The following is a 20,240-nucleotide window of genomic DNA, read 5'->3' as shown; positions in this document are numbered from 1 at the left end:
TTATCCGTCAGCCAACTCTGGCAGTCTAGGAGACCTCGACTGCCCCTTGCTCGGCCAGCACCCTGGCCTGTGAGCGCCGTCCGATTTTTCTCACCGGAGTGATTGGTCGATCACAAAGCGCCGCTTTGCAGTACAATGCCCGCCGGACAATCTTTACGACCGAGGACGCCATGTGGTTTAAAAACCTGCAGATTTATCGCTTTACCCGCCCCTTCGAGCTGAGTGTCGACGAGCTGGAGACCCAGCTTGAGGCCTGTGCCTTTACCCCCTGTGGCAGCCAGGACATCTCCCGGTTCGGTTGGGTCAAGCCCCTCGGCAAGTTCGGCGCCACCCTGACCCACTCGGCCGCTGGCCACATCCTCCTTTGCGCCCGCAAAGAAGAGAAGATGTTGCCCGGCAACGTGGTCAAGGAGATGCTGGCCGAGAAGGTGGAAGCGATCGAATTCGAGCAGGGCCGCGCCCTGAAGAAGAAAGAGAAGGAGGCGCTGAAAGAGGAGATAATGCATACCCTGCTGCCGCGCGCCTTCAGCCGCACCAGCCAGACCTTCGCCTGGATAAACCCGGCCGACAACCTGATGGTGGTCGATGCAGGCTCCGCCAAGAAGGCTGACGATCTGCTGGCCCTGCTGCGCAAGAGCATCGGCACCCTGCCGGTGGTGCCAGTGGCCCTCAAGAATCCGCCCGAAATCACCATGACCGAGTGGCTCAGCGAGGGGAACCTGCCCGCTCCCTTCACCCTGGAAGATGAAGCAGAGCTGCGCAGCGCCATGGAACATGGTGGCATCATCCGCTGCAAGCAGCAGGATCTGATGACTGACGAGATCAAGAATCACCTCGCCAACGACAAGCTGGTGACCAAGCTGGCCCTGAACTGGGGCGAGACCCTGAGCTTCGTGCTGGGGGACGATCTCTCCATCAAGCGCCTCAAGTTCAGCGAGGAGCTGCGCGAGCAGAACGACGATGTGACCAGCGAGGATCCGGCCGCTCGTCTGGATGCCGACTTCGCCCTGGTGACCGCCGAGCTGGCCCAGTTCATCCCGGCGCTGTTCGCGGTGCTAGGTGGTGAAGAGCAGTCCATCTGAGCGCACTTGCCAGTATCTGTCGCAAACCCTCGACCAGATGATGAAAAACCGCCCTCGGGCGGTTTTTTTGTCCATGAAATCGGCAGCGCCTGGCAACCGAGCCCATTCAGAGGGCGCCGCGATCCTGCAACAAGCCATGGAGCCGTTCGGCCAGCACCCTGTATCCTTCGTCATTGAGGTGCACCGTATCGGACTTGAGACCCGGACTGCGCAGCAGTTCACCTATGCTGCTGTCGTCCAGCACCAGCTGGTAATGTTCCGCCAGCTCGCCATAGAGGGGAGCGCCGTCGCTCAACAACGACTTGCGCGGCACCGCCACCAGCAGTAGCTGGGCACCGCTGCCCTGCACCGCCTCTATCATGGCGGCGAGATTGGCCTTGAGCGCGGGTTCGCCACTGTTTCGCAAGATGTCATTACCCCCCTCCAGCAGGATCACCAGGCCCGGCCTGTGCTTGACCAACAGGGCCGGTAACCGCGCTCGGCCCGCTTGGCTCAGCTCCCCCGACACCCCGGCATTGATGACGGGGCGGCCACTGAGACTCGCCAGCACACTGGGGTAGCTCTGCGAGGGACTCGCCCCCCGCCCCTCGGTCAGACTGTCCCCAAAGGCCAGTATGGTTTCCCCGGCCGCCAGGGGTCTGAACTGGGGCTCACCACAACCGGCCAACAGCAAGCAGAGCAGCCCTATCACGCCTCTTCTCATCCTCTCCTCCCTGACCACCGCCACCCTGGTTCATTGATAGATTTGTAACCACTTGAGTATAAAGACAAACTTTCCATAGAGCCTCGATTGTGCCACATTCTTTATCCCTGTAGGAAAAACAGACAAGGAGAGTGTCATGTTCCTCAAACCCCTCAGCCTGCTGGTCACCCTCGGCCTGCTCGCCGGTTGCGCCTCTCAGGAAGCCTTCCATTATTCAGTGCCTCCCCAGACCCTGCTCGCCCCCGAGGCTGCCAGTGGCTGGACCGACAAACAGGGCTGGCAAGGCAAATCCTTCATGGTCGCCGCCGCCAACCCGCTGGCGGTGGATGCCGGTTATCAGGTGATCAAGGCCGGTGGTTCGGCGGTGGATGCCGCCATCGCCGTACAGTTGGTGCTGACCCTGGTCGAGCCGCAATCCTCCGGCATAGGGGGTGGCTCCCTCATGCTGGTCTGGGACGGCCAACGAGTCAGCGCCGTGGATGGCCGGGAGACGGCGCCAGCGGCCGCCACCGACCAGCTGTTTATGAAGGATGGCAAGCCGATGGCCTTCTATGAGGGGGTCGTCGGTGGACGCTCGGTCGGGGTACCCGGCACGGTACGCGCGCTGGCCCTGGCCCATCAGCAGTATGGCAAGCTGCCCTGGGCCAGCCTGTTCGAGCCAGCCATCACCCTCGCAGAGCAAGGGTTTGCCATCAGTCCACGACTGGGCACCCTGCTGGCCAAGGAGCCCTATCTTGCCAGGGACAAGGAGGCCCGCGCCTACTTCTATCAGGCCGATGGCACACCCAAGCCTGTGGGGACCCGGCTCACCAACCCGGCCCTGGCCAAGGTATTGCGCACCCTGGCCAGTGAGGGGCCCGACGCCTTCTATCGCGGTCCGCTCGCCGACGCCATGGTCGCCAAGGTGCATCAGCACCCGGATAACCCGGGGGTGCTGGCGGCAAGCGATCTCGCCAGCTACCAGGCCAAGCTCAGGGAGGGTCTCTGCTTCGATTATCGCCAGAGTGAAGTCTGTGGCTTCCCGACCCCCTCCTCCGGCACCCTGGCGCTGGGACAGATCTTCGGCATGCTGGAGAGCCGTGACATGGCAGCCCTCAAACCCGTGCAGGGCGCCGATGGCCAACTGAGCGCCAGTCCGCAAGCCATTCACCTCTATAGCGAAGCGGCGCGCCTCGCCTTCGCCGATCGCAACCAATATGTGGCAGACATGGATTTTGTCAGCGTGCCGGTGGCTGGCATGCTGGACAAGGGCTACCTGGCGCAACGTGGAGCACTTATCAGCGACAAGTCTATGGGCATGGCCAAACCCGGCACACCGCCCATGGCCATTGCCCGTGGCCTGGATGCGACCCCGGAGTTGCCCTCCACCAGCCACATCTCCATCGTCGATGAACAAGGCATGGCCGTCTCCATGACCAGTTCCATCGAAGACGGCTTTGGCTCAAGGTTGATGGTGAATGGTTATCTGCTCAACAACGAGCTGACTGATTTCTCCTTCACCTCGGTGGACGCCGCCGGACTGCCGGTCGCCAACCGGGTCGAGCCAGGCAAGCGGCCACGATCCTCCATGTCGCCCTTGCTGGTCTTTGATAAAAAGAGCAAACAACTGGAGATGAGCCTGGGTTCCCCGGGTGGCTCGGCCATCATCAACTATGTGGGCAAGACGCTGCTCGGCACTCAGGACTGGGGGCTCAACTTGCAGCAGGCCATCAATCTGCCCAACTTCGGCAGCCGCAATGGCCCCACCGAGCTGGAGCAGGGACGTACCCCTCAGTTTGTGGTCGATGCACTGCGGACCCGGGGTCATGAGGTGGTGCTGAACGAGCAAACCTCCGGATTGCAGGGGGTAGAGCGCAATGACCTGGGCTGGTTTGGCGCCGCCGATCCGCGCCGGGAAGGGATAGCCAAGGGTGAGTGACCTAGGATCATGACCCCATCCATGCATCATGCAGGCTAGCAAGGTGCCCATACCAACGAGGCCACCCAAAGGGTGGCCTCGCTGTTTATCGGGAAATCAAAGACCTCAGGGGTTGCTGGCGGTCAATGCGGCCGGGGCGGTTGTCTGGGCCAGCAGCCAGTGCTGGCGCTCGATACGCTCCAGGGCAGCGGGCTGCACATCCCCTTGGGGGACGGGCGCCACGGACCAATTGGGCAGCGGCCACCAGGGCAGGGTCAACAACAAGACAAACAGGCTAGCAAGATACCAGGCCATGGGAGGCTCCTGTATGACGCTTATTCTGATTGGGGCGCCTGTTGCAGCACACCCCCAAGGTTACCTCATGATGATGCCTCTTCCCTGTGACGGCAGTGTTACAACAGGTCGTGCTTATCCAGCAGGCGATAGAGGGTTGCCCGAGAGATGGCAAGCTGGCGGGCAACCTCCTCAAGGCGATCGGGAAAACGGGCGAGCGTTTGCTGCAAAACCTGGCGCTCGGCCGCCTCACGCACCGCCTTGAGTGATCCATCAAACAGCAAAGACTCAGAATTTGACAACTCCAGATCCTGCGCCTCTATCAAGGGGCCTGTACACATGACAGCGGCACGCTGCACCCTGTTGTGCAACTCACGCACGTTGCCGGGCCAACCATAAGCCTGCATGGCTTGACGCGCCTGATGGGAAAATGTCAGCGACCTAGTTCCCTTCATTTCGGCCAATACCTCGTTGGCGAGCAGCTGCACATCATCTCTGCGGTCCCGCAACGCTGGGGTTCTCAGGCGCACGACATTCAGCCGATAGTAGAGGTCCTCACGAAAACGCCCCTGCGCAACCGCCTGCTCTACATCTATATTGGTCGCGGCTATCACCCTGACATCGACACTGCGCGAGGCGTGACTGCCGACCATCTCGATACACTGCTCCTGCAAGAAGCGCAGCAGAGTGACTTGATCCTCCAGCGGCAGCTCGCCAATCTCATCGAGAAACAGGGTGCCACCATCAGCCGCCTCTATCTTGCCTATCTTGTGGGCCTGAGCCCCTGTGAACGCGCCCTTCACATGACCGAACAGCTCGGACTGGATCAACTGGTGAGGCATGGCGCCACAGTTGACCGCCACAAAAGGCCCCTCCTCCCCGAAGGTACCGTAGTGCAACTCACGCGCCACCAGCTCCTTGCCCGTACCACTTGGCCCTGTCACCAACACGGGTAACCGGCAGTGTTGCAGTCTGGCAATCTGTGCTTTGAGCTGAACAATCGGCTCACTTTTCCCCTGGATGATCCGCATCTTGGCCGGTAATGGTGGACGTTGGCACTCGATGAGCCGTGCCATTCCCAGGGCATGACCCAGGCTGTGGCACAAACGGGCGGCATCAAGAGGAAAAGTATGGAAATCATGGAAACAGGCAGCCAGCAGATTACGCAACTTCTCACAGGCCAATAGCTCTCTATCGACCAGCCCTATCCAGAGGCGATTGGGATGTTGGGTAATGAGCGCGCGCAGAGCTTCATTTTGTAGCGGATCAATAGCCACCAGCACCAAGGGAAAGTCACCATGACGCAACTTCTCTTCCGCTACGCTCAACGAGTGGGCCCGAGATAAACGCCACTCCCCCTGAGCAAGCAACGTCTCCAACACAGCACATGGATTGATAACCAGCAGTGCTTCTTCCGACATGTTGAAACCTCCTGTCGTCCGTGCCGACTGCGACGCTAGCCTGCGACCACCTTGTTATCGGCATGCAGGTAGAAATAAAAAACTTGATATCAAACGACACCGTCTCAATGAACTAAGACGGGATAACTATAACCTATCCCGGATATAGATTAATGACACAACAATAATGAGACTCGAGATTTAATGATGAGAAAGAATAAATTCCAAAATAAACAAAAGCTTATTCATTATAAAAAAGACCATATCTCACTGGTGAGATTAAATGACACAGCCAACAATAATTTATTATTTTAAAAACAATAACTTAAATAATGGCACAAGCATTGCTTTACCTCTTTCGCCCCTCTTGTAGCATGGAGAGAAAGAGTGAAAACATATATTGCATTGGCTGCTTATATTTTATTGCTATTCACAGCCCCAACCAGAGCTGAAAACCAGGTCAATTTAGGCCAGCAGGCTCTGAGTAATATCAGAGGAAGCATGGGGGTGAATATGGTGTCCGGCAACAATAACCAACAAGGGAATCTTGCCGCCATCGCAATCTCGGGTCCTGCCATCATCCAGTTTAGTCAGCAAACCCAGGCTATCTCTGCCCTCAATGGAAACCAGCGCGTTGCCATTTACGACTCCGCACTGAACCAAAGCAAGGGGCTCATTGGCATCAACCAAGGAGCAGGGGAAGCCAATCAACAGGTAAACGCTTTTGCACTATCCCTTGGGGATGACACTGGGGTAGGCACGGTGACCGATATCAATCTCAGTACCAGCGTCGCGACATTGCCCACAGGCAAGGTACCGGCGAATACGACAAGCAGTATTTATCTGGATGGCAACGCCCTCGCAGGAAGCAAGGGAGTCATTCAGGTTAATCAGGTCACGGGACAAGGGAATCAAGCGGTAAACATGGTTTCCCTGCCTTTGACCGGTGCAGTAACGGCATCGCCTTGATGCCGCAGGGACAGGAGGTTAAACCTGACACTTCACCGCCATGCCCGATGCTCAATCTATAGATCGGAACGCGGATACAGGAGTCACAGGTGAGGCCCCCATGGCAAGCTCAATGGAGAGACTCATTATGCGTGGACTTATATACAGCTCATTAGCCGCCGCGGTCGTCATGGCCATGTCGGGTACCGCATTCGCCAATGAAAGAGGCGGTGACAGGGACGAAACGGGCGCCACCCTGACCAAGAAGGTCAAGGTTGAAGTGGATGTTGAATATGAAGGACGGGTCAACGTCGGCGGATCCATCAATGTCAACAAGCTGGGTATGGCCGTGGTGGATAACCAGCAATCCAGCTCTATGATTGGCACCTCCAACTACAGAACCGAAAACAAGAGCCAGATCGATAACGCCTTCAAAGGGGCGGCAGGTAACGTCGGCGCCAACGTGGCCGCCGGTGACTCCAACGTGCAGGGCAACAGCGCCTCCCTTGCAGCCTACGATTCAGCTGACGCCGAGTTCGTCATGGGTCGTGGTTACCCGGGCCAAAGCGGTTCTGCCGGTGGATCATCTGATGCAGAGATCTTCTCCGATCAGAGTGCCGGTCATAACCTGACCACCAACATGGGTCATCAGAACAAATCTGGCATCGGCGATGGCGCCTTCAAAGACGCGGCAGGCAATATCGGGGTGAACGTGGTTTCCGGCTCGGGTAACGTCCAGGCCAATAACATGGCTGCCACTGTCTCCACTGGCAACATGGCCGTGGCCACAGTCGCCAATAGCCAGAACGTATCCCACAACGCCACCTCCAACACCAGCCTGAGTGCAACCAAAACAGTGGCCTACAACCCTGTTTACCTGAAGCTCAACGCTCATGGCAGCTATGAGGGCGATAGCAAGCAGTCCAATGATGTCTATCCGGAAGTATGGATAGACGGGGATCACAACCCCGGGGCACAAAAACAGCTTGGTCATATCGACTTCGATAACGATAACAAGAAAAACCCTGGCAAGTTCGAGTTCGAGGAAGAGGGTGATATCAAGCTGAGCGGTTCTGTGTCTGGCTACATTCCTGTGGTCAACACCTACACCAGTCGTGAGACCTTCAACCACGCCAACATCAATGGTGGGGCCTTCAATGGCGCCGTGGGCAACATTGGGGTGAACGTGGCATCTGGCACCAACAATCTGCAAGCGAACAACCTCTCGCTGGCCGCAGGTTTCGCCAAGTAATCAGTCTGCACAGGGGGCTTCAAGCCCCCTTTTTTACACGCGAGGAGGAGACGATGCGCTGGCTACTAATCTTGTGTCTCTGTCAGGGTGCCTGGGCGGCCAATCTGCCCATAGGGGAACATCTCCCGGCCCTTGGCGACTTCAACAAGCCGGTGCAGAGCATCATGGAACGGCGCTTCGCCAATATCGAGCGTCAACATACGGATTTCAGCTGCGGCGCCGCTGCCGTGGCAACCATATTGCGTTACTCCTACGGCCAGGTGACCAATGAACGCTGGGTCATGGATGGCATGATGGCCATGGCCGATCCGGCTTTGGTACAGCGTTATGGATTTTCCATGCTCGACATGAAGCAGTATCTGCAAATGCTCGGCATGCGGGTCAGGGGCTATCGACTTGGTGACGAGAAGCTGCGCCAGGTGAGAGTGCCGACCATAGTGTTACTCAATATTCGTGGCTATCAGCACTTCGCCGTACTGCGCGCCATTGATCGACAAGATCGCGTCTATCTGGCCGATCCCGCCCTGGGAAATCGCATTATCTCGTTTGATGAGTTCAAGAAGAGCTGGAACGGGATCCTGCTGGCGGTGATTGGATCCGGATATCGTCCGGACGCTCCCCTGGCCAATCCATCCCCCCCTCTGTCAGTGCGAGGGAAAGATGGCCTGTTTGCGCCCATCAACGAGACCTCCCTGCTGGAGTTTGGTTTTCAGCACAGGGAGCTAATGTGAGGCAGTTATGAGCAACCTACATTCCGTTTGGCTTGCCTGCTTGTTTGCAGGCATGACCGGCCCTGCGCTGGCAGCCTCGGATCCACTGGCCAACCTGTCGGAGCACTTCGCCCCGGAGCTTGGCGACAGTGAACTCGCCAATCTGCGCGGTCGTTACGCCGGGCCTCAGGGGATCCGCTATTTCGGGATCGAATTTATCTCGACCCTGACCACGGCCCAGGCGCAGCAGACGGCAGCCATGAATCTGACCCTGAGCGTCATCCAGAATCACCCCAATCTCGACATCCGCATCAAAAATGATGCAAAAGCGGCTGTGTCCGCGCCTGCCGCCAGCAACATCAATGGCTCGGGTCTGGTTCAAGTGGTGCAGCTTCAAGGCAGTGGTAATAGCTCGGTCAACCAGACCGGCATCACCTTGACAGCGCCACCGGTGACGGGCCAGAGCGTAAACACTGGCAATTATGAAAGTCAGGGATCTCTTGGTACGGCTAGCTACCGGGTCTCGGGCAATTATGCGGGACTGCAACTAAACTCGGCCGATGGACACGTTCAACTGGAACAGAGTCTGCGAGGAGACAACTTCAGCCGGGGCTTATTGCAGCTTAATCGAGTCAGAGGAGATGGTTTACGGGCACTCAATCAGACCCGGATCTGGCTCTCCCGTTAAAGTAAGTAAACCCTTGCTGATTGATTCTGCTCCATTGGATGGCGCTGATACAAAGACAATAAACAACAAGGATGGATCCGATGAAACAGTCTGCCATGGTGTTGATTGCACTGGCACCGCTCAGCTGCTGGGCGGCCAGTGCGGAAGAAGAGGCACTGCAACAGCAACTCGATCTGCTACGCCAACAACTTATCCAGCAAAATCAGGCACTTCATCAGCTACAAGCGCGTCTGGAGGCCGTGAAAACCAGCAAGACAGCGGGCACAGCCGCCGCCACGGGGGCCGTGGCTGGTACGGCCGCCACCGCATCAGCCCCCCAAAATGAAGCGACTCGCCGTACCCCGGAGGCGGGGCGCAGCACGGAAGACTTGATGATCGAGCAGCATAATGTGTTCGATCGTGCCTGGGTGCTGGACTTCGGGCTCTCCTATCAGCATTACAACCGCAAAGACCTGGCCCTGCGTGGTTTCCTTGCCCTCGATGCCATCTTCCTCGGCGAGATCAATCTCGATCGGGTACGTTCCGATCAATGGGTCGCCGATCTCGTCACTCGTTATACCCTCAACGATCGCTGGCAGCTGGAGCTGGCTGTACCCTACATGCTGCGCAGCACCAACTACCAGACCACGGGCAAGGAGAATTCCAGCCGCGATTTCGAAGAGCAGAGTGTCACGGACGGCGGCTTGGGCGATCTGAGCATGGCTGTCTACTATCGGGTGCTGGCGGAGGATGAAAATTGGCCGGATCTGGTCTGGAACATACGGGCCAAGGCACCGACCGGCCGAGATCCCTATGGCATAGGAGTGGATACATCGGAATCTGGCAACCTGATCACCCCCAAAGAGCTCGCCACAGGTAACGGTCTATGGCAACTCTCTACCGGCTTCTCCGTGGTCAGAACCCTGGATCCTGCCATCTTGTTTGCCAACCTGAACTATGGCCATAGCCTCAAAGGCGACTTTGACGATGTCTCCTATCTGCCTGGCGATCAGCCCGGCAGCATACAGATTGGTGACTGGTACGAATATGGTCTGGGGGTTGCCTTTGCCCTTAACGAGCGTTTCAGCCTCTCATTCAACATCAACCAACGCATCACCCTGGAATCCGAGCAAGGCGCCGAAGGCTTCCCCATGGAGAAAGTCACAGGCTCGGATGCCAATGCCGCCAGCTTTGGCATGGGGGCGACCTGGGCCATGACAGACAAGCTCTCCATGGCCGTCAACTGGTCGGCAGGGCTGACTACTGATGCTCCTGATTACAACATAGGGATACGTTTCCCCTATCGTTTCTAGCACCAACATCGAGGTTGTCGCACCCACCCAGGCCGGGGAAAGTACGCTTTCGCCGGCCTGGGGAGAGGTCGGGCCAGCTAGTCATTTAACTACATACTCCCCATCAGCCAGATCCGTGACGCATCTGTCATGTATGGGCTAGACCCCAAAAACGCCATTATTTTAGGCCCTAAAATCTTATGGCTACGAAAACGTTATCGCGCAAAATGAGGCATTTTTGGCTCAAAACGTTGTTTCTGGATCATAAAAAGTATCCAGAAACTGGTGTATATTACTCGGCGGAAACTCCTTAACCATGAAGACTGACATGAAAAAGACCAAAATCGTCTGCACCATAGGTCCCAAGACCGAATCCAAAGAAATGCTGGCCAAGATGCTGGATGCCGGCATGAACGTCATGCGCCTGAACTTCTCTCACGGTGACTACGCCGAACACGGCGGCCGCATCAACAACTTGCGCGAAGTCATGGCAGAAACCGGACAGCAAGCCGCTATCCTGCTCGACACCAAGGGTCCGGAAATCCGTACCATGAAGCTGGAAGGTGGCAACGATGTCTCTCTGGTCGCCGGCCAGACCTTCACCTTCACGATCGATCAGACCGTAGTTGGCAATCAGGACAAGGTCGCCGTGACCTATGCCGGTTTTGCCAACGACCTGCGCGTCGGCAACCGTATCCTGGTTGACGATGGCTTGATCGGCATGGATGTTATCGAAATCACCGAGCGTGAAGTCATCTGCAAGGTGCTCAACAACGGCGACCTGGGTGAGAACAAGGGTGTCAACCTGCCGGGTGTCTCCATCAAGCTGCCGGCCCTGGCCGAGAAAGACAAGCGCGACCTCATCTTCGGTTGTGAGCAAGGCGTTGATTTCGTTGCTGCATCTTTCATCCGCAAGCAAGAAGACGTGCTGGAAATCCGTGAGCACCTGAAAGCCCACGGTGGCGAGAACATCCAGATCATCTCCAAGATCGAAAACCAGGAAGGCCTGGACAACTTCGACGAGATCCTGGCTGTCTCCGACGGCATCATGGTCGCCCGTGGTGACATGGGTGTCGAGATCCCGGTTGAAGAAGTGATCTTCGCCCAGAAGATGATCATCACCAAGTGCAACAAGGCTCGCAAAGTCGTTATCACCGCGACCCAGATGCTCGACTCCATGATCAAGAACCCGCGTCCGACCCGCGCCGAAGCCGGTGACGTGGCGAACGCCATCCTGGACGGTACCGATGCCGTCATGCTGTCCGGTGAGTCTGCCAAGGGCAAGTACCCGCTGGAAGCCGTGACCATCATGGCCACCATCTGCGAACGTACCGATGCCGTGATGCCGTCCAACCTGTCTGCTGCCAATGACAGCAACAAGCTGCGCATCACCGAAGCCGTCTGCAAAGGCGCTGTCGAGACCTCCCAGAAGCTGGATGCCCCGCTGATCGTGGTCGCGACCGAAGGCGGCAAGTCTGCCAAGGCCATTCGCAAGTACTTCCCGACAGCCTGGATCCTGGCCATCACCACCAACAAGAAAACCGCTGCCCAGCTGGTGCTGACCAAAGGCGTGGTGGCTCATGTGGTTGACAGCATCGCCTCTACCGACGATTTCTATCGCATCGGCAAAGACGCGGCGCTGCAAAGCGGCATGGGTCTGAAGGGTGACATTGTTGTCATGGTCTCCGGTGCCCTGGTACCGAGCGGTACCACCAACACTGCCTCCGTTCACGTACTCTAATCCGTGCTGAACCGATGAAACGGCGCCTGCGGGCGCCGTTTTTTTTTATCATCCCCTCTGCTTGATGACCGAGGCGAGTGCTAGAATCTCGCGCAATTTATCAGTGATCGGATCCATCCCTTCATATGGTCACCAACGGAACCCCTATGCTTTCACTCATGTTCAAACGAGTCGCCACCCTGTTGTGTCTGCTCTCCACCCTCGCCGTGGGCCAGGCCCTGGCTCAGGATCTTCCCCAGCAGGGAACGATCCAGCGCCAGCTCGAGACCCTCTCCAAATCGGACAGCCTGACCGTCAGCCAACAGGCTGACAAGACGTTTCTCAGTGAAACCCTCTCCCTGCTCGACAGCATCGACAAGGAGAATGCCAAGGCCAAGATACAGAGCCAACGTCTCAGGACGCTCCCCTCGGATCTCAAGGAGATCTCGGCAAAGATCGATGAACTAAACAAGAGCAAGAGCCCGGAGCAGATCGCGCAAGAATATGCGACCATGAGCCTGGAGGCACTCGAGAGCCGCCAGCCAGAAGTGATGGCCAGCATGCAGGATGCCCAGGAATCCCTCGGCACCATTGCCAGCCAGATAACCAACCTGCAAACCCTGCCAGAACGTGCCCAGAGCACCATGAGCAAGGCGTATCAACGTAGCCAGGAGATCCGTTCCCGCCTCAATGCCGGGGATGCCGTGAGCAGTGCCGAACGGGGCAAGCTCAACGCGGAGCAAGCACTGCTCGACCTGCAACTCGCCTACCTGCAAAAGGAGCTGGATAACAGAACCAGCATGCAGGATCTCGCGGTCAAGCAACGGGACTATCAAAACGCTCGCCTGGCACTGGAAGAGCAGAAACTGCAGTCCTTGCAAAATGAAGTCAGTAGCAAGCGCCTCGGCAACACTGAAAAAACCGCAGAGCAGACTGGCGAGCTGGTCGCCAGTCTGAACAACCCGCTGATCCAGAAAGAGCAGGAGGCCAATCACCAGCTCAGCAAGCAGTTGATCTCCGCCACCAATAATCTCAACACCCTGATGCAGAAAAACCTGCAGGCCAAGAGCTGGCTCGAACGGGGCACTCAGACCGAGCGCAACCTCAATGAACAGGTTGAGATGCTCAAGGGTAACCTGCTGCTCTCCCGCATCCTGTATCAGCTCTATCAGCAACTGGAGGCGGCCCCCACCAGTGCGGTCAGCAACCTGGAGGAGCAGATAGCCGACCTGCACCTTGCCCAATTCGAACTGAGCCAGCAGCGGGATCAGCTGTTCCAGAAGAACCAGTTCCTCGACAAGCTGATCGAGACCAGTGGCCTGGCCGTCAGTGCCGAAGACAGGGAGAACCTCTCCCTCCTGCTCGACACCCGCATCTCGCTGCTCGACCAGCTCAATCGCCAGCTCGATGCGCAGTTGACCAACGCCATCAGCCTGCAGCTGACCCAGCAGCAGATCAAACGGATCTACAACTCCATCGAATTGACCCTGCAGCAGCACATCTTCTGGGTGAGCAGCAACAAGCCAATCGACAGCAAATGGCTCCTCTCCTGGCCTGGCCAGGTGGCCAAGCAGATCAGCGACTGGACCCTGACCCCCAAGGCCTGGCTGGATGTGCTGGTTGCCGTCAGCCTGCTGGCCCTGCCGCTGCTGGTCATCGGTTGGCTGCTGCTCTGGAAGCGTCAGGCCATCAAGACCCGCCTGCAGAATATCAACAAGGATCTTGGTCGTTTCCGTCAGGACAGCCAGTTGCACACTCCCAAGGCGCTGCTGATGATGACCCTGCTCTCCCTGCCGGGCGCCCTCTTCATCTGCGCCGCCGGGCTGCTGCTCGCTTACAATGGTCTGCTCAGCATCAACCTGACCATGCAGATCACCCTCAATCTGGCGTTGGGTTATCTGGTATTTAGCGTCTATCTCGGGGTCATGCGCCCGGGGGGCATCGCCGAGAGTCACTTCCGACTGCCCAGGGAAGAGCTGGCGAGCAAGCGCAAGCATTTTCGCTATCTCTGGTTCACCCTGATGCCACTCATCATGTTGTCGACCAAGGCCGTGATCGAGCCCTCGACCCTGGGCAATGACGCCCTGGGCCAGGCGCTGACCCTGATCCTGCTGGGCGCCACCGCCTGGATGCTCTATCCCCTGTTCAGGGCCAGGATCAAGAGCGGTGTCAGCATGTTGCAGTCGATGCTCTCCTTCCTGCTACTGCTCACCCCCATAGTGCTGATAGGCCTGGTGCTGTTTGGTTACTACTACACGGCACTCAAGCTGACCGGCCGGCTCATCGAGTCGTTCTATCTCTTGCTGATATGGAGCCTGGTCTATCGTACCGCCCTGCGCGGTCTGGAACTGGCAGCCCGCCGTCTCGCCTGGCGCCGTGCCGTGGCCAAGCGTGAGCACAGGGCGCAAGAAGATGCGGAAGGGGGCGACGCCATCGAAGAGCAGCCCATGGCACTGGAAGAGGTGAGCCAGCAATCCCTGCGCCTGACCCGCATCGTGCTGCTTGGCATCTTCGGGGTCGCCTTCTACTGGCTCTGGTCCGATCTTATCGCGGTATTTACTTACCTCGATAGCGTGGTGCTCTGGCACAAGAGTGAGGGAACCGGCGCCAATGCCGTGCTATATCCCGTCAGCCTGAGCGATGTCCTCACCGGCCTCTTCTTGCTGGGGGTCGCCTGGTCCCTGGCCCGCAACCTGCCCGGTCTGCTGGAGGTGCTGGTACTCTCCAAACTCAAGCTGGCCCAGGGCTCGGCCTACGCCATCACCACCATGCTCAACTACGTGCTGATTGGGGTGGGCACCCTCACCTCACTGGCCATGTTCGGCATGCAGTGGGAGAAGTTGCAGTGGCTGGCCGCGGGGCTCTCGGTCGGTATCGGCTTTGGTATGCAGCAGATAGTCTCCAACTTTATCTCCGGCATCATCATACTGTTCGAGCGTCCGGTCCGGATCGGCGATACGGTCACCATTGGCACCATATCCGGCACGGTCAACAAGATCCGGATCCGCTCAACCACCCTCACCGACTTTGACCGCAAAGAGGTGATCATCCCGAACCAGCAGCTGATGATAGAGCGGCTGATCAACTGGTCCCTGTCCGATACCGTCACCCGGGTCATCGCCCGGGTCGGGGTCGCCTATGGCTCGGATCTGGAGCTGACCCGTACCTTGCTGAAGCAGGCTGCCCAGGAGAACAGTCGGGTGCTCAAGGATCCCGAACCCCTGGTCTACTTCCTTACCTTCGGCGCCAGCACCCTGGATCATGAGCTGCGTTTCTTCGTGAGTGAACTCGGCGATCGCAACCCCGCCATCGATGAGCTCAACCGCACCATAGACCGCCTGTTCAAGGAGAATGGCATAGACATCTCCTTCAACCAGATGGATGTCTATATCAAGAACCTGCAAGGGGACGAGCAGAAGATTGCCTCTCACCCCGCCCTCCCCCGGGAAGATGGCAAAGCCGTCTGATCCTGACGGGTGGATCACTGACCAAGGGAGGCCCTGCTGCAGGGCCTCCCTTTTTTGTGGCCGTTCAGCGGGTCATGCCATGGCTTGCCCGCGCCTCAGCAATCAATGCCAGAACAGGCGCCACCATTGCATTTGCGAAATGGGCCCCCATCTAATGGATTCAAAAAAGGACTATTCAAAGGATGCTGTCATGGATTACCTCTACGCCATGGTGCTGTTTGCCATCTCATCCTCCATCACCCCCGGCCCCAACAACATCATGGTGATGACCTCGGGGCTCAATTTCGGTGTCAGGAGAAGCTTGCCACTGCTGGCCGGGATCTGCGTCGGTTTCGCCATCATGCTGTTGCTGGTTGGCCTGGGCTTTGGCCAGCTGTTTCGCCTGTGGCCTGACCTGCATCTGCTTATCAAGGTCACAGGCACCCTCTATCTGCTCTATCTCGCCTGGTTGATCGCCCGCTCGGCCGGGATGGCGACGGGCAAGGAGCAACAGCAACCGCTCTCCTTCATCAAGGGGGCCCTGTTCCAGTGGGTCAATGCCAAGGCCTGGGTGGTTGCCACCGGCGCCATTGCCGCATTCACCACTGTGGGTGCGAGCTTTTACAGCCAGAATCTCACCATAGCCCTCACCTTCTTCATCGTCTCCTTCCCCAGTGTCGGCATCTGGATGCTGTTTGGCTCCCTGCTAAAACGCTGGCTACAACATGACAAGGCCCGCCGGTGGTTCAACTACACCATGGCACTCCTGCTCGTCCTCTCGGTGGTGCCGGTGCTCGGCGAGCTGCTGGCACAGCTCGGATAAGCCCCTGCGGCAACGGCATCAAAAAGAACAGGCCCCGAAGCGGGGCCTGTTTCATAGGGGTGATTGCCATCACCTGATGCTGGTTGATGCCACCTTAGCTGCAGGGGCCAATCAGCTTCCAGGGATCCCCGGCCGTGGGCAGGTTACCGCTGCTCCACCACTTGGCCTCATAGATATTGCCGTTGTAGGTCACCTTGTTACCCGTGGTGTAGACGGAGCCGGTTGCCCAGTTCGCCGGGCAGGTGGTGCTGCTGCCAGGTTCGAAGCTGACCGACAGGCTATGAGCACCATTCAAGGCATTGAAGGTGTAGCTGCCGGCCACGGCCTGAGCCACCCCATCGACGCTCAGGGACTTCACCTTGTAACCGGTATTGGGCAGCAGGGTGACGGTAAAGTTGGTGCCGCCTTTTCCTTGCAGGATGCCGTTCGCCGGTGCAGGGGAGACAGTACCGCCCGCCCCTATGTTGACGCTGATGTCGAAGAAGACGGGGATGTCGATGGTGGCTTCGCTGTAATTGCCGCTAAAGCCGGCGAAGTTGGCGGCCGTGATGGTGTTCACCGCCGTGTTCTTCAGCACTATCTTCTTGGCATCGCCCTTGGCATAGGGCTCCACCAGGGTGATGACCACATCACTCCCCTCCTGAGTCAGCTTGATGCCGGAGAAGGGCACCGGCTGATTGCTCGGAGTGGTGATGACCGTCTTGGCCGGATCGAAGCGATTGGCCACCAGCGTCATGTTCCAGCCCCAGTTCAGCGAGCTGAGCGGCACTATGTAGCCGAGGCGATCGTAACTGCCGGTGACATTGCTGAACATCTCGGGTCTGATGTCGTTGAGGGTCAGTCCCACCAGCTCGTAGGAGGAGTAGATGCCGCCATCTTCCGCCTGCGGGCCCATCACCACCGAAGTGGCCGTCTCATAGGCTTTCAGGTGTTTGAAGCCGATACCGGCACTGCCCGCTATCTTGTCGACCGCAGGATCGAAGCCCTGCACCACCTGCTTGCCCGAGTTCCAGGCCAGGGTATAGATGTCGGACTTGGTGATGACGGCGGCCGGATTGGCCTGCACAGAGGCCGCGCTGACTCCCTTGAGCACCACCCGTTGACCGGCGAATTGCAACTCGGCGCCATCGGCTACATCGCCAATGACCAGATCGGCCAAGGGTTCGGCCATGCTCCAGCCACGCAACACGATAAGATCGTCGCCGACCGTGAAGTCGTTGACCGTGGTCAGACCGTTCGCCTGCTCGTTGAGCAGGATCTGATCCTTGCCACCGCCGGTGATGACAATGTCATTGCCCCAGCCCGCCGTCAGCACCTCATCATAGGGCGAGCCTTGGGTCGTGCTGTTGCCCGGTGTATCGAACAGGCTGTTGTAATCACCAAACTTGTAGACGTACTTGGTGATGCAGGTACCGAGTTCATCGCAGGTGATCTGGTTCTTGGTGAGCAGGGAGCCCACGCCCCAGGCGCCACGCAGGTGCGCCGCGGCCAGGATGCCGGACATGGTGGCCTGCACCTGGATAGGCTGACCATTGTCATCGGTGTCGGGCCAGCTCTTGGCAAGGGCCTGGGCCCAGGTCATGTTGGCGTCCTTGAGCAGCTTGCTGATCACCTGATAGTTGAAGTGCATGGCATCGCGCATCACCAGCTCCTGCTTCTCGGGCAGGCGCAGGTCGGCCAGGGAGTTGATGCCATTCTTGCCGACGAAGGTGCCCTGCCAGCGGTTGACATCGGTCACATAGACCTTGTTGCCGCCCGAGCCCTCGATCTCGGCCAGGGCTTCGGTCTTGCAACCCGCCCAGGTGGAATCCGGCACGAACATGTAGAAGCTGTCGTACTCCTTGCCATCTACCGTCACCTGTTTCGGACTGTAGTAGCCGGCATCGATCAACACGGCCTCACCCAACTGATAACCGATAAAACCCCACGCGTTCAAGGAGTTGTACTGCATGGTCCTGAACATGGCCGCATTCGTCGGGGTGGAGGAGTTATAAATATTGCCCACCCCCAGCTTGTTGAAGAAGCCGCTGATGGTGGTCGGCTCGGAGAGCATGGTGCCGGTGGAGCAATCCCGCACCAGACGACCCGGCGCCGTCACCTGGGCATAGGTGTAGACGGGGTTGTCGAGGTTTTGCAGATAGAAATCGGCCAGTGCCGGATTGATACCTGATTCAAAGTTGCGCAGTGCATCCAGGAAATCCTGGGTACCGCCCTTCGCCGCCAAGGCGGGGGCAGCCAATACCAGCAACACGGTTGCCGACACTATTTTCATGGTGGTTTTCAAATCCCGAACCCTCGTATTAGTCCATTAATAACTGGGCAATCGCCCATGAGCTCCCAACCACAGACTCCTAGGAGAAATCCCCCGCCATTCTCATGGCGGGAAAAGCAAAAACTTAACTGACCAGGCTCACCGCCCGGCTCTGCTGGGTCACCAGGGTGCCATTCAATACCTGCGCCGCGGCGCGAGCGCTCTCGGGGCGGGCCGAGTGACTGCACAGGTAGTAGCGCACATCCGGATAACCGAGCAGGTCGTAGGGGCTGCGCAGCGCCACCACGATCAGTTTCTCGACGTCAAGGCTGAGTCGGCGCACCAAGGCCTGAGCCTCCTCTTGGGCGAAGTCTTCGCCAGGCAGGGGGTGATTTTCGGTCACCACCAGCAGCCAGCCATCTCCCACCGCCCCAAGCTGATCCAGGGTCAGGGGTCGCACCAGGCGAGTGCCGTTGTCCAGGGCTGCGAGGAAGTGATCAAATGCTGGTTCGCGCTGATTGGGGCCTATGCCACGGGGATTGGTGAGGTTGTGATAGCTGGCGGCCGGGGTGGCATTGAGCACATGGAGTGGCCCCTCGCCAAGCTCTGGCACCTGACGCAGCCAGGTCAGCGCCTGGTTGGCGCAAGTGTTGGCCACCTTCTGGCTCGCGGCCATGTCGATGGTTTGATAGAGCGCCATGGGCACCAGTTTGGCGAGTTTGAAGGCGACGATACGCGCCAGAGCGGCATCGATCAGCGCCTCGTCCAAGTCCCCAGCCGCCACCGCGGCCATGATGCCGTGGATCATGGCGAACTGCTTGTCGAGGTAGGAGTCGCTGTGATCGTAATGCTCCTCGGAGAGCATGATCATGTTGATGCCTGCCTTGAGCGCCTGCACCGCCGCCGTGGCGGGGGAGTAGTGATGAACGATGGCGCCCATGTTCATGCTGTCGGAGATGATGATGCCCTCAAAGCCCATCTCGTCGCGCAGCAGATCCTGCAAGATGACCGATGACAAGGTGGCCGGGTGTTGAGCATCTATCTGCGGGTAGAGGATGTGGCTGGTCATGATCAGATCCACCCCCGCATCGATGGCCGCCTGGAAGGGGCGCAGATCCTGCTCGCGCAGCTCATTCAGGGACTTGTCGACCCTGGGGATCTCCCTGTGGGTGTCACCATGGGTATCCCCGTGACCCGGGAAGTGTTTGCCGCTGCCACAGATCCCGCCCTGATGCAGGCCGCGCACCGCCGCCGCCGAGTGCAGTGCCACCTTGGCCGGTCGGTCGCCGAAGGCGCGGCTGTCGATGATGGGGGAGCTGGGATTGAAGTTGACGTCACAACAGGGCCCAAGGATGCAGTTGAACCCGGCAAAGCGCATCTCCTCGGCCATGGTTTTATACATGAGTTCTGTGCCCTGCCCGGTCTCGGCCACGCCGAGGGCCAGGTTGCCGGGCCCGGTGGTGGACTCCCCCACCAGCACCCCCCAGGCCCCCTCCTGATCCACCCCGAGCAACAGCGGCAGACGGCCTTGTTCGGCGCCTATGCTTGCCAGATCCCGGGTCAGCTGCTGCGCCTCGGCGAAGGTGTCGCTGTTGTCCTGGCTGAGGTAGCAGCCCCCCAGGTTGTACTCGGCTATCATGGTGCGCGCCTGCTCGGCGGACTTGCCGGGGAAGGCCAGAATGAACAGCTGGCCCACCTTCTCCTTCAAGCTCCAACCGGAAATGATGCTCGCCACCTTGGGATCTATCTTCATGT

General features: G+C 58.5%; 15 protein-coding genes. 10 read left to right on the top strand and 5 right to left on the bottom strand.

Annotated elements, in window-relative coordinates:
* The first annotated feature begins 170 nt into the window (after positions 1 to 170).
* Positions 171 to 1,082 carry a recombination-associated protein RdgC gene (gene rdgC / locus KYK33_RS06600; RefSeq protein WP_042040372.1) on the top strand — a complete coding sequence of 304 codons (912 nt, stop codon included), beginning with the start codon at positions 171 to 173 and terminating at the stop codon, positions 1,080 to 1,082.
* A 106-nt stretch (positions 1,083 to 1,188) separates the two neighbouring features.
* On the opposite strand, the gene KYK33_RS06595 is transcribed toward rdgC, so the two are convergent.
* The gene (locus tag KYK33_RS06595) at positions 1,189 to 1,785 is read right to left on the bottom strand and encodes a GDSL-type esterase/lipase family protein (protein ID WP_224432454.1); all 597 of its coding nucleotides are present in this window, start codon (positions 1,783 to 1,785) and stop codon (positions 1,189 to 1,191) included.
* 136 nt (positions 1,786 to 1,921) lie between these two features.
* On the opposite strand from KYK33_RS06595, the gene ggt reads away from it, so the two are divergent.
* On the top strand, positions 1,922 to 3,703 hold the full coding sequence (ggt, locus tag KYK33_RS06590; protein WP_224432453.1) for a gamma-glutamyltransferase: 1,782 nt from the start codon (positions 1,922 to 1,924) through the stop codon (positions 3,701 to 3,703).
* A 105-nt stretch (positions 3,704 to 3,808) separates the two neighbouring features.
* Here the strand turns inward: ggt and KYK33_RS06585 are convergent, their stop codons facing one another.
* The gene (locus KYK33_RS06585) at positions 3,809 to 3,997 is read right to left on the bottom strand and encodes a hypothetical protein (RefSeq protein WP_224432452.1); all 189 of its coding nucleotides are present in this window, start codon (positions 3,995 to 3,997) and stop codon (positions 3,809 to 3,811) included.
* 98 nt (positions 3,998 to 4,095) lie between these two features.
* A complete protein-coding gene (locus KYK33_RS06580) occupies positions 4,096 to 5,397 on the bottom strand; it encodes a sigma-54 dependent transcriptional regulator (protein WP_224432451.1) in 1,302 nt (433 codons plus the stop codon).
* A 366-nt stretch (positions 5,398 to 5,763) separates the two neighbouring features.
* Between KYK33_RS06580 and KYK33_RS06575 the strand changes: the two genes are divergently transcribed.
* The 8 genes from KYK33_RS06575 (at position 5,764) to KYK33_RS06540 (ending at position 16,234) form a co-directional block, all read left to right on the top strand.
* Entirely contained in the window at positions 5,764 to 6,345 is a 582-nt protein-coding gene (locus KYK33_RS06575; protein WP_224432450.1) for a hypothetical protein, read from the top strand.
* Between the two features lie 127 nt (positions 6,346 to 6,472).
* Positions 6,473 to 7,576 (top strand): hypothetical protein, encoded by a 1,104-nt coding sequence (locus KYK33_RS06570; RefSeq protein ID WP_224432449.1) that lies wholly within the window; start codon positions 6,473 to 6,475, stop codon positions 7,574 to 7,576.
* 53 nt (positions 7,577 to 7,629) lie between these two features.
* Positions 7,630 to 8,307, top strand: coding sequence for a C39 family peptidase (locus KYK33_RS06565; protein ID WP_042040366.1), 678 nt, complete (start codon positions 7,630 to 7,632; stop codon positions 8,305 to 8,307).
* A 7-nt stretch (positions 8,308 to 8,314) separates the two neighbouring features.
* Positions 8,315 to 8,974 carry a hypothetical protein gene (locus tag KYK33_RS06560; protein ID WP_224432448.1) on the top strand — a complete coding sequence of 220 codons (660 nt, stop codon included), beginning with the start codon at positions 8,315 to 8,317 and terminating at the stop codon, positions 8,972 to 8,974.
* An 80-nt stretch (positions 8,975 to 9,054) separates the two neighbouring features.
* Positions 9,055 to 10,266: a transporter gene (locus KYK33_RS06555; protein WP_224432447.1), complete on the top strand. Its 1,212-nt coding sequence runs from the start codon at positions 9,055 to 9,057 to the stop codon at positions 10,264 to 10,266.
* 307 nt (positions 10,267 to 10,573) lie between these two features.
* Positions 10,574 to 11,986, top strand: coding sequence for a pyruvate kinase PykF (pykF, locus tag KYK33_RS06550; RefSeq protein WP_263480023.1), 1,413 nt, complete (start codon positions 10,574 to 10,576; stop codon positions 11,984 to 11,986).
* A gap of 146 nt (positions 11,987 to 12,132) precedes the next feature.
* Positions 12,133 to 15,432 carry a mechanosensitive channel MscK gene (gene mscK, locus KYK33_RS06545; protein ID WP_224432445.1) on the top strand — a complete coding sequence of 1,100 codons (3,300 nt, stop codon included), beginning with the start codon at positions 12,133 to 12,135 and terminating at the stop codon, positions 15,430 to 15,432.
* Between the two features lie 190 nt (positions 15,433 to 15,622).
* Entirely contained in the window at positions 15,623 to 16,234 is a 612-nt protein-coding gene (locus tag KYK33_RS06540) for a LysE family translocator (RefSeq protein ID WP_224432444.1), read from the top strand.
* A gap of 94 nt (positions 16,235 to 16,328) precedes the next feature.
* On the opposite strand, the gene KYK33_RS06535 is transcribed toward KYK33_RS06540, so the two are convergent.
* Both KYK33_RS06535 and KYK33_RS06530 read right to left on the bottom strand, forming a co-directional pair.
* Complete coding sequence (locus KYK33_RS06535; RefSeq protein WP_224432443.1) at positions 16,329 to 18,506, bottom strand: carbohydrate-binding protein; 2,178 nt, start codon at positions 18,504 to 18,506, stop codon at positions 16,329 to 16,331.
* A gap of 124 nt (positions 18,507 to 18,630) precedes the next feature.
* Positions 18,631 to 20,238, bottom strand: a complete 1,608-nt coding sequence (locus KYK33_RS06530; RefSeq protein ID WP_224432442.1) for a glycoside hydrolase family 3 N-terminal domain-containing protein — start codon at positions 20,236 to 20,238, stop codon at positions 18,631 to 18,633.
* Between the last annotated feature and the right edge of the window lie 2 nt (positions 20,239 to 20,240).

This window comes from Aeromonas rivuli (assembly GCF_020149575.1).
Taxonomy (GTDB): domain Bacteria; phylum Pseudomonadota; class Gammaproteobacteria; order Enterobacterales; family Aeromonadaceae; genus Aeromonas; species Aeromonas rivuli.
The sequence above is the reverse complement of the archived record's forward strand: the minus strand, read 5'-3'. Positions and strand labels throughout refer to the sequence as shown.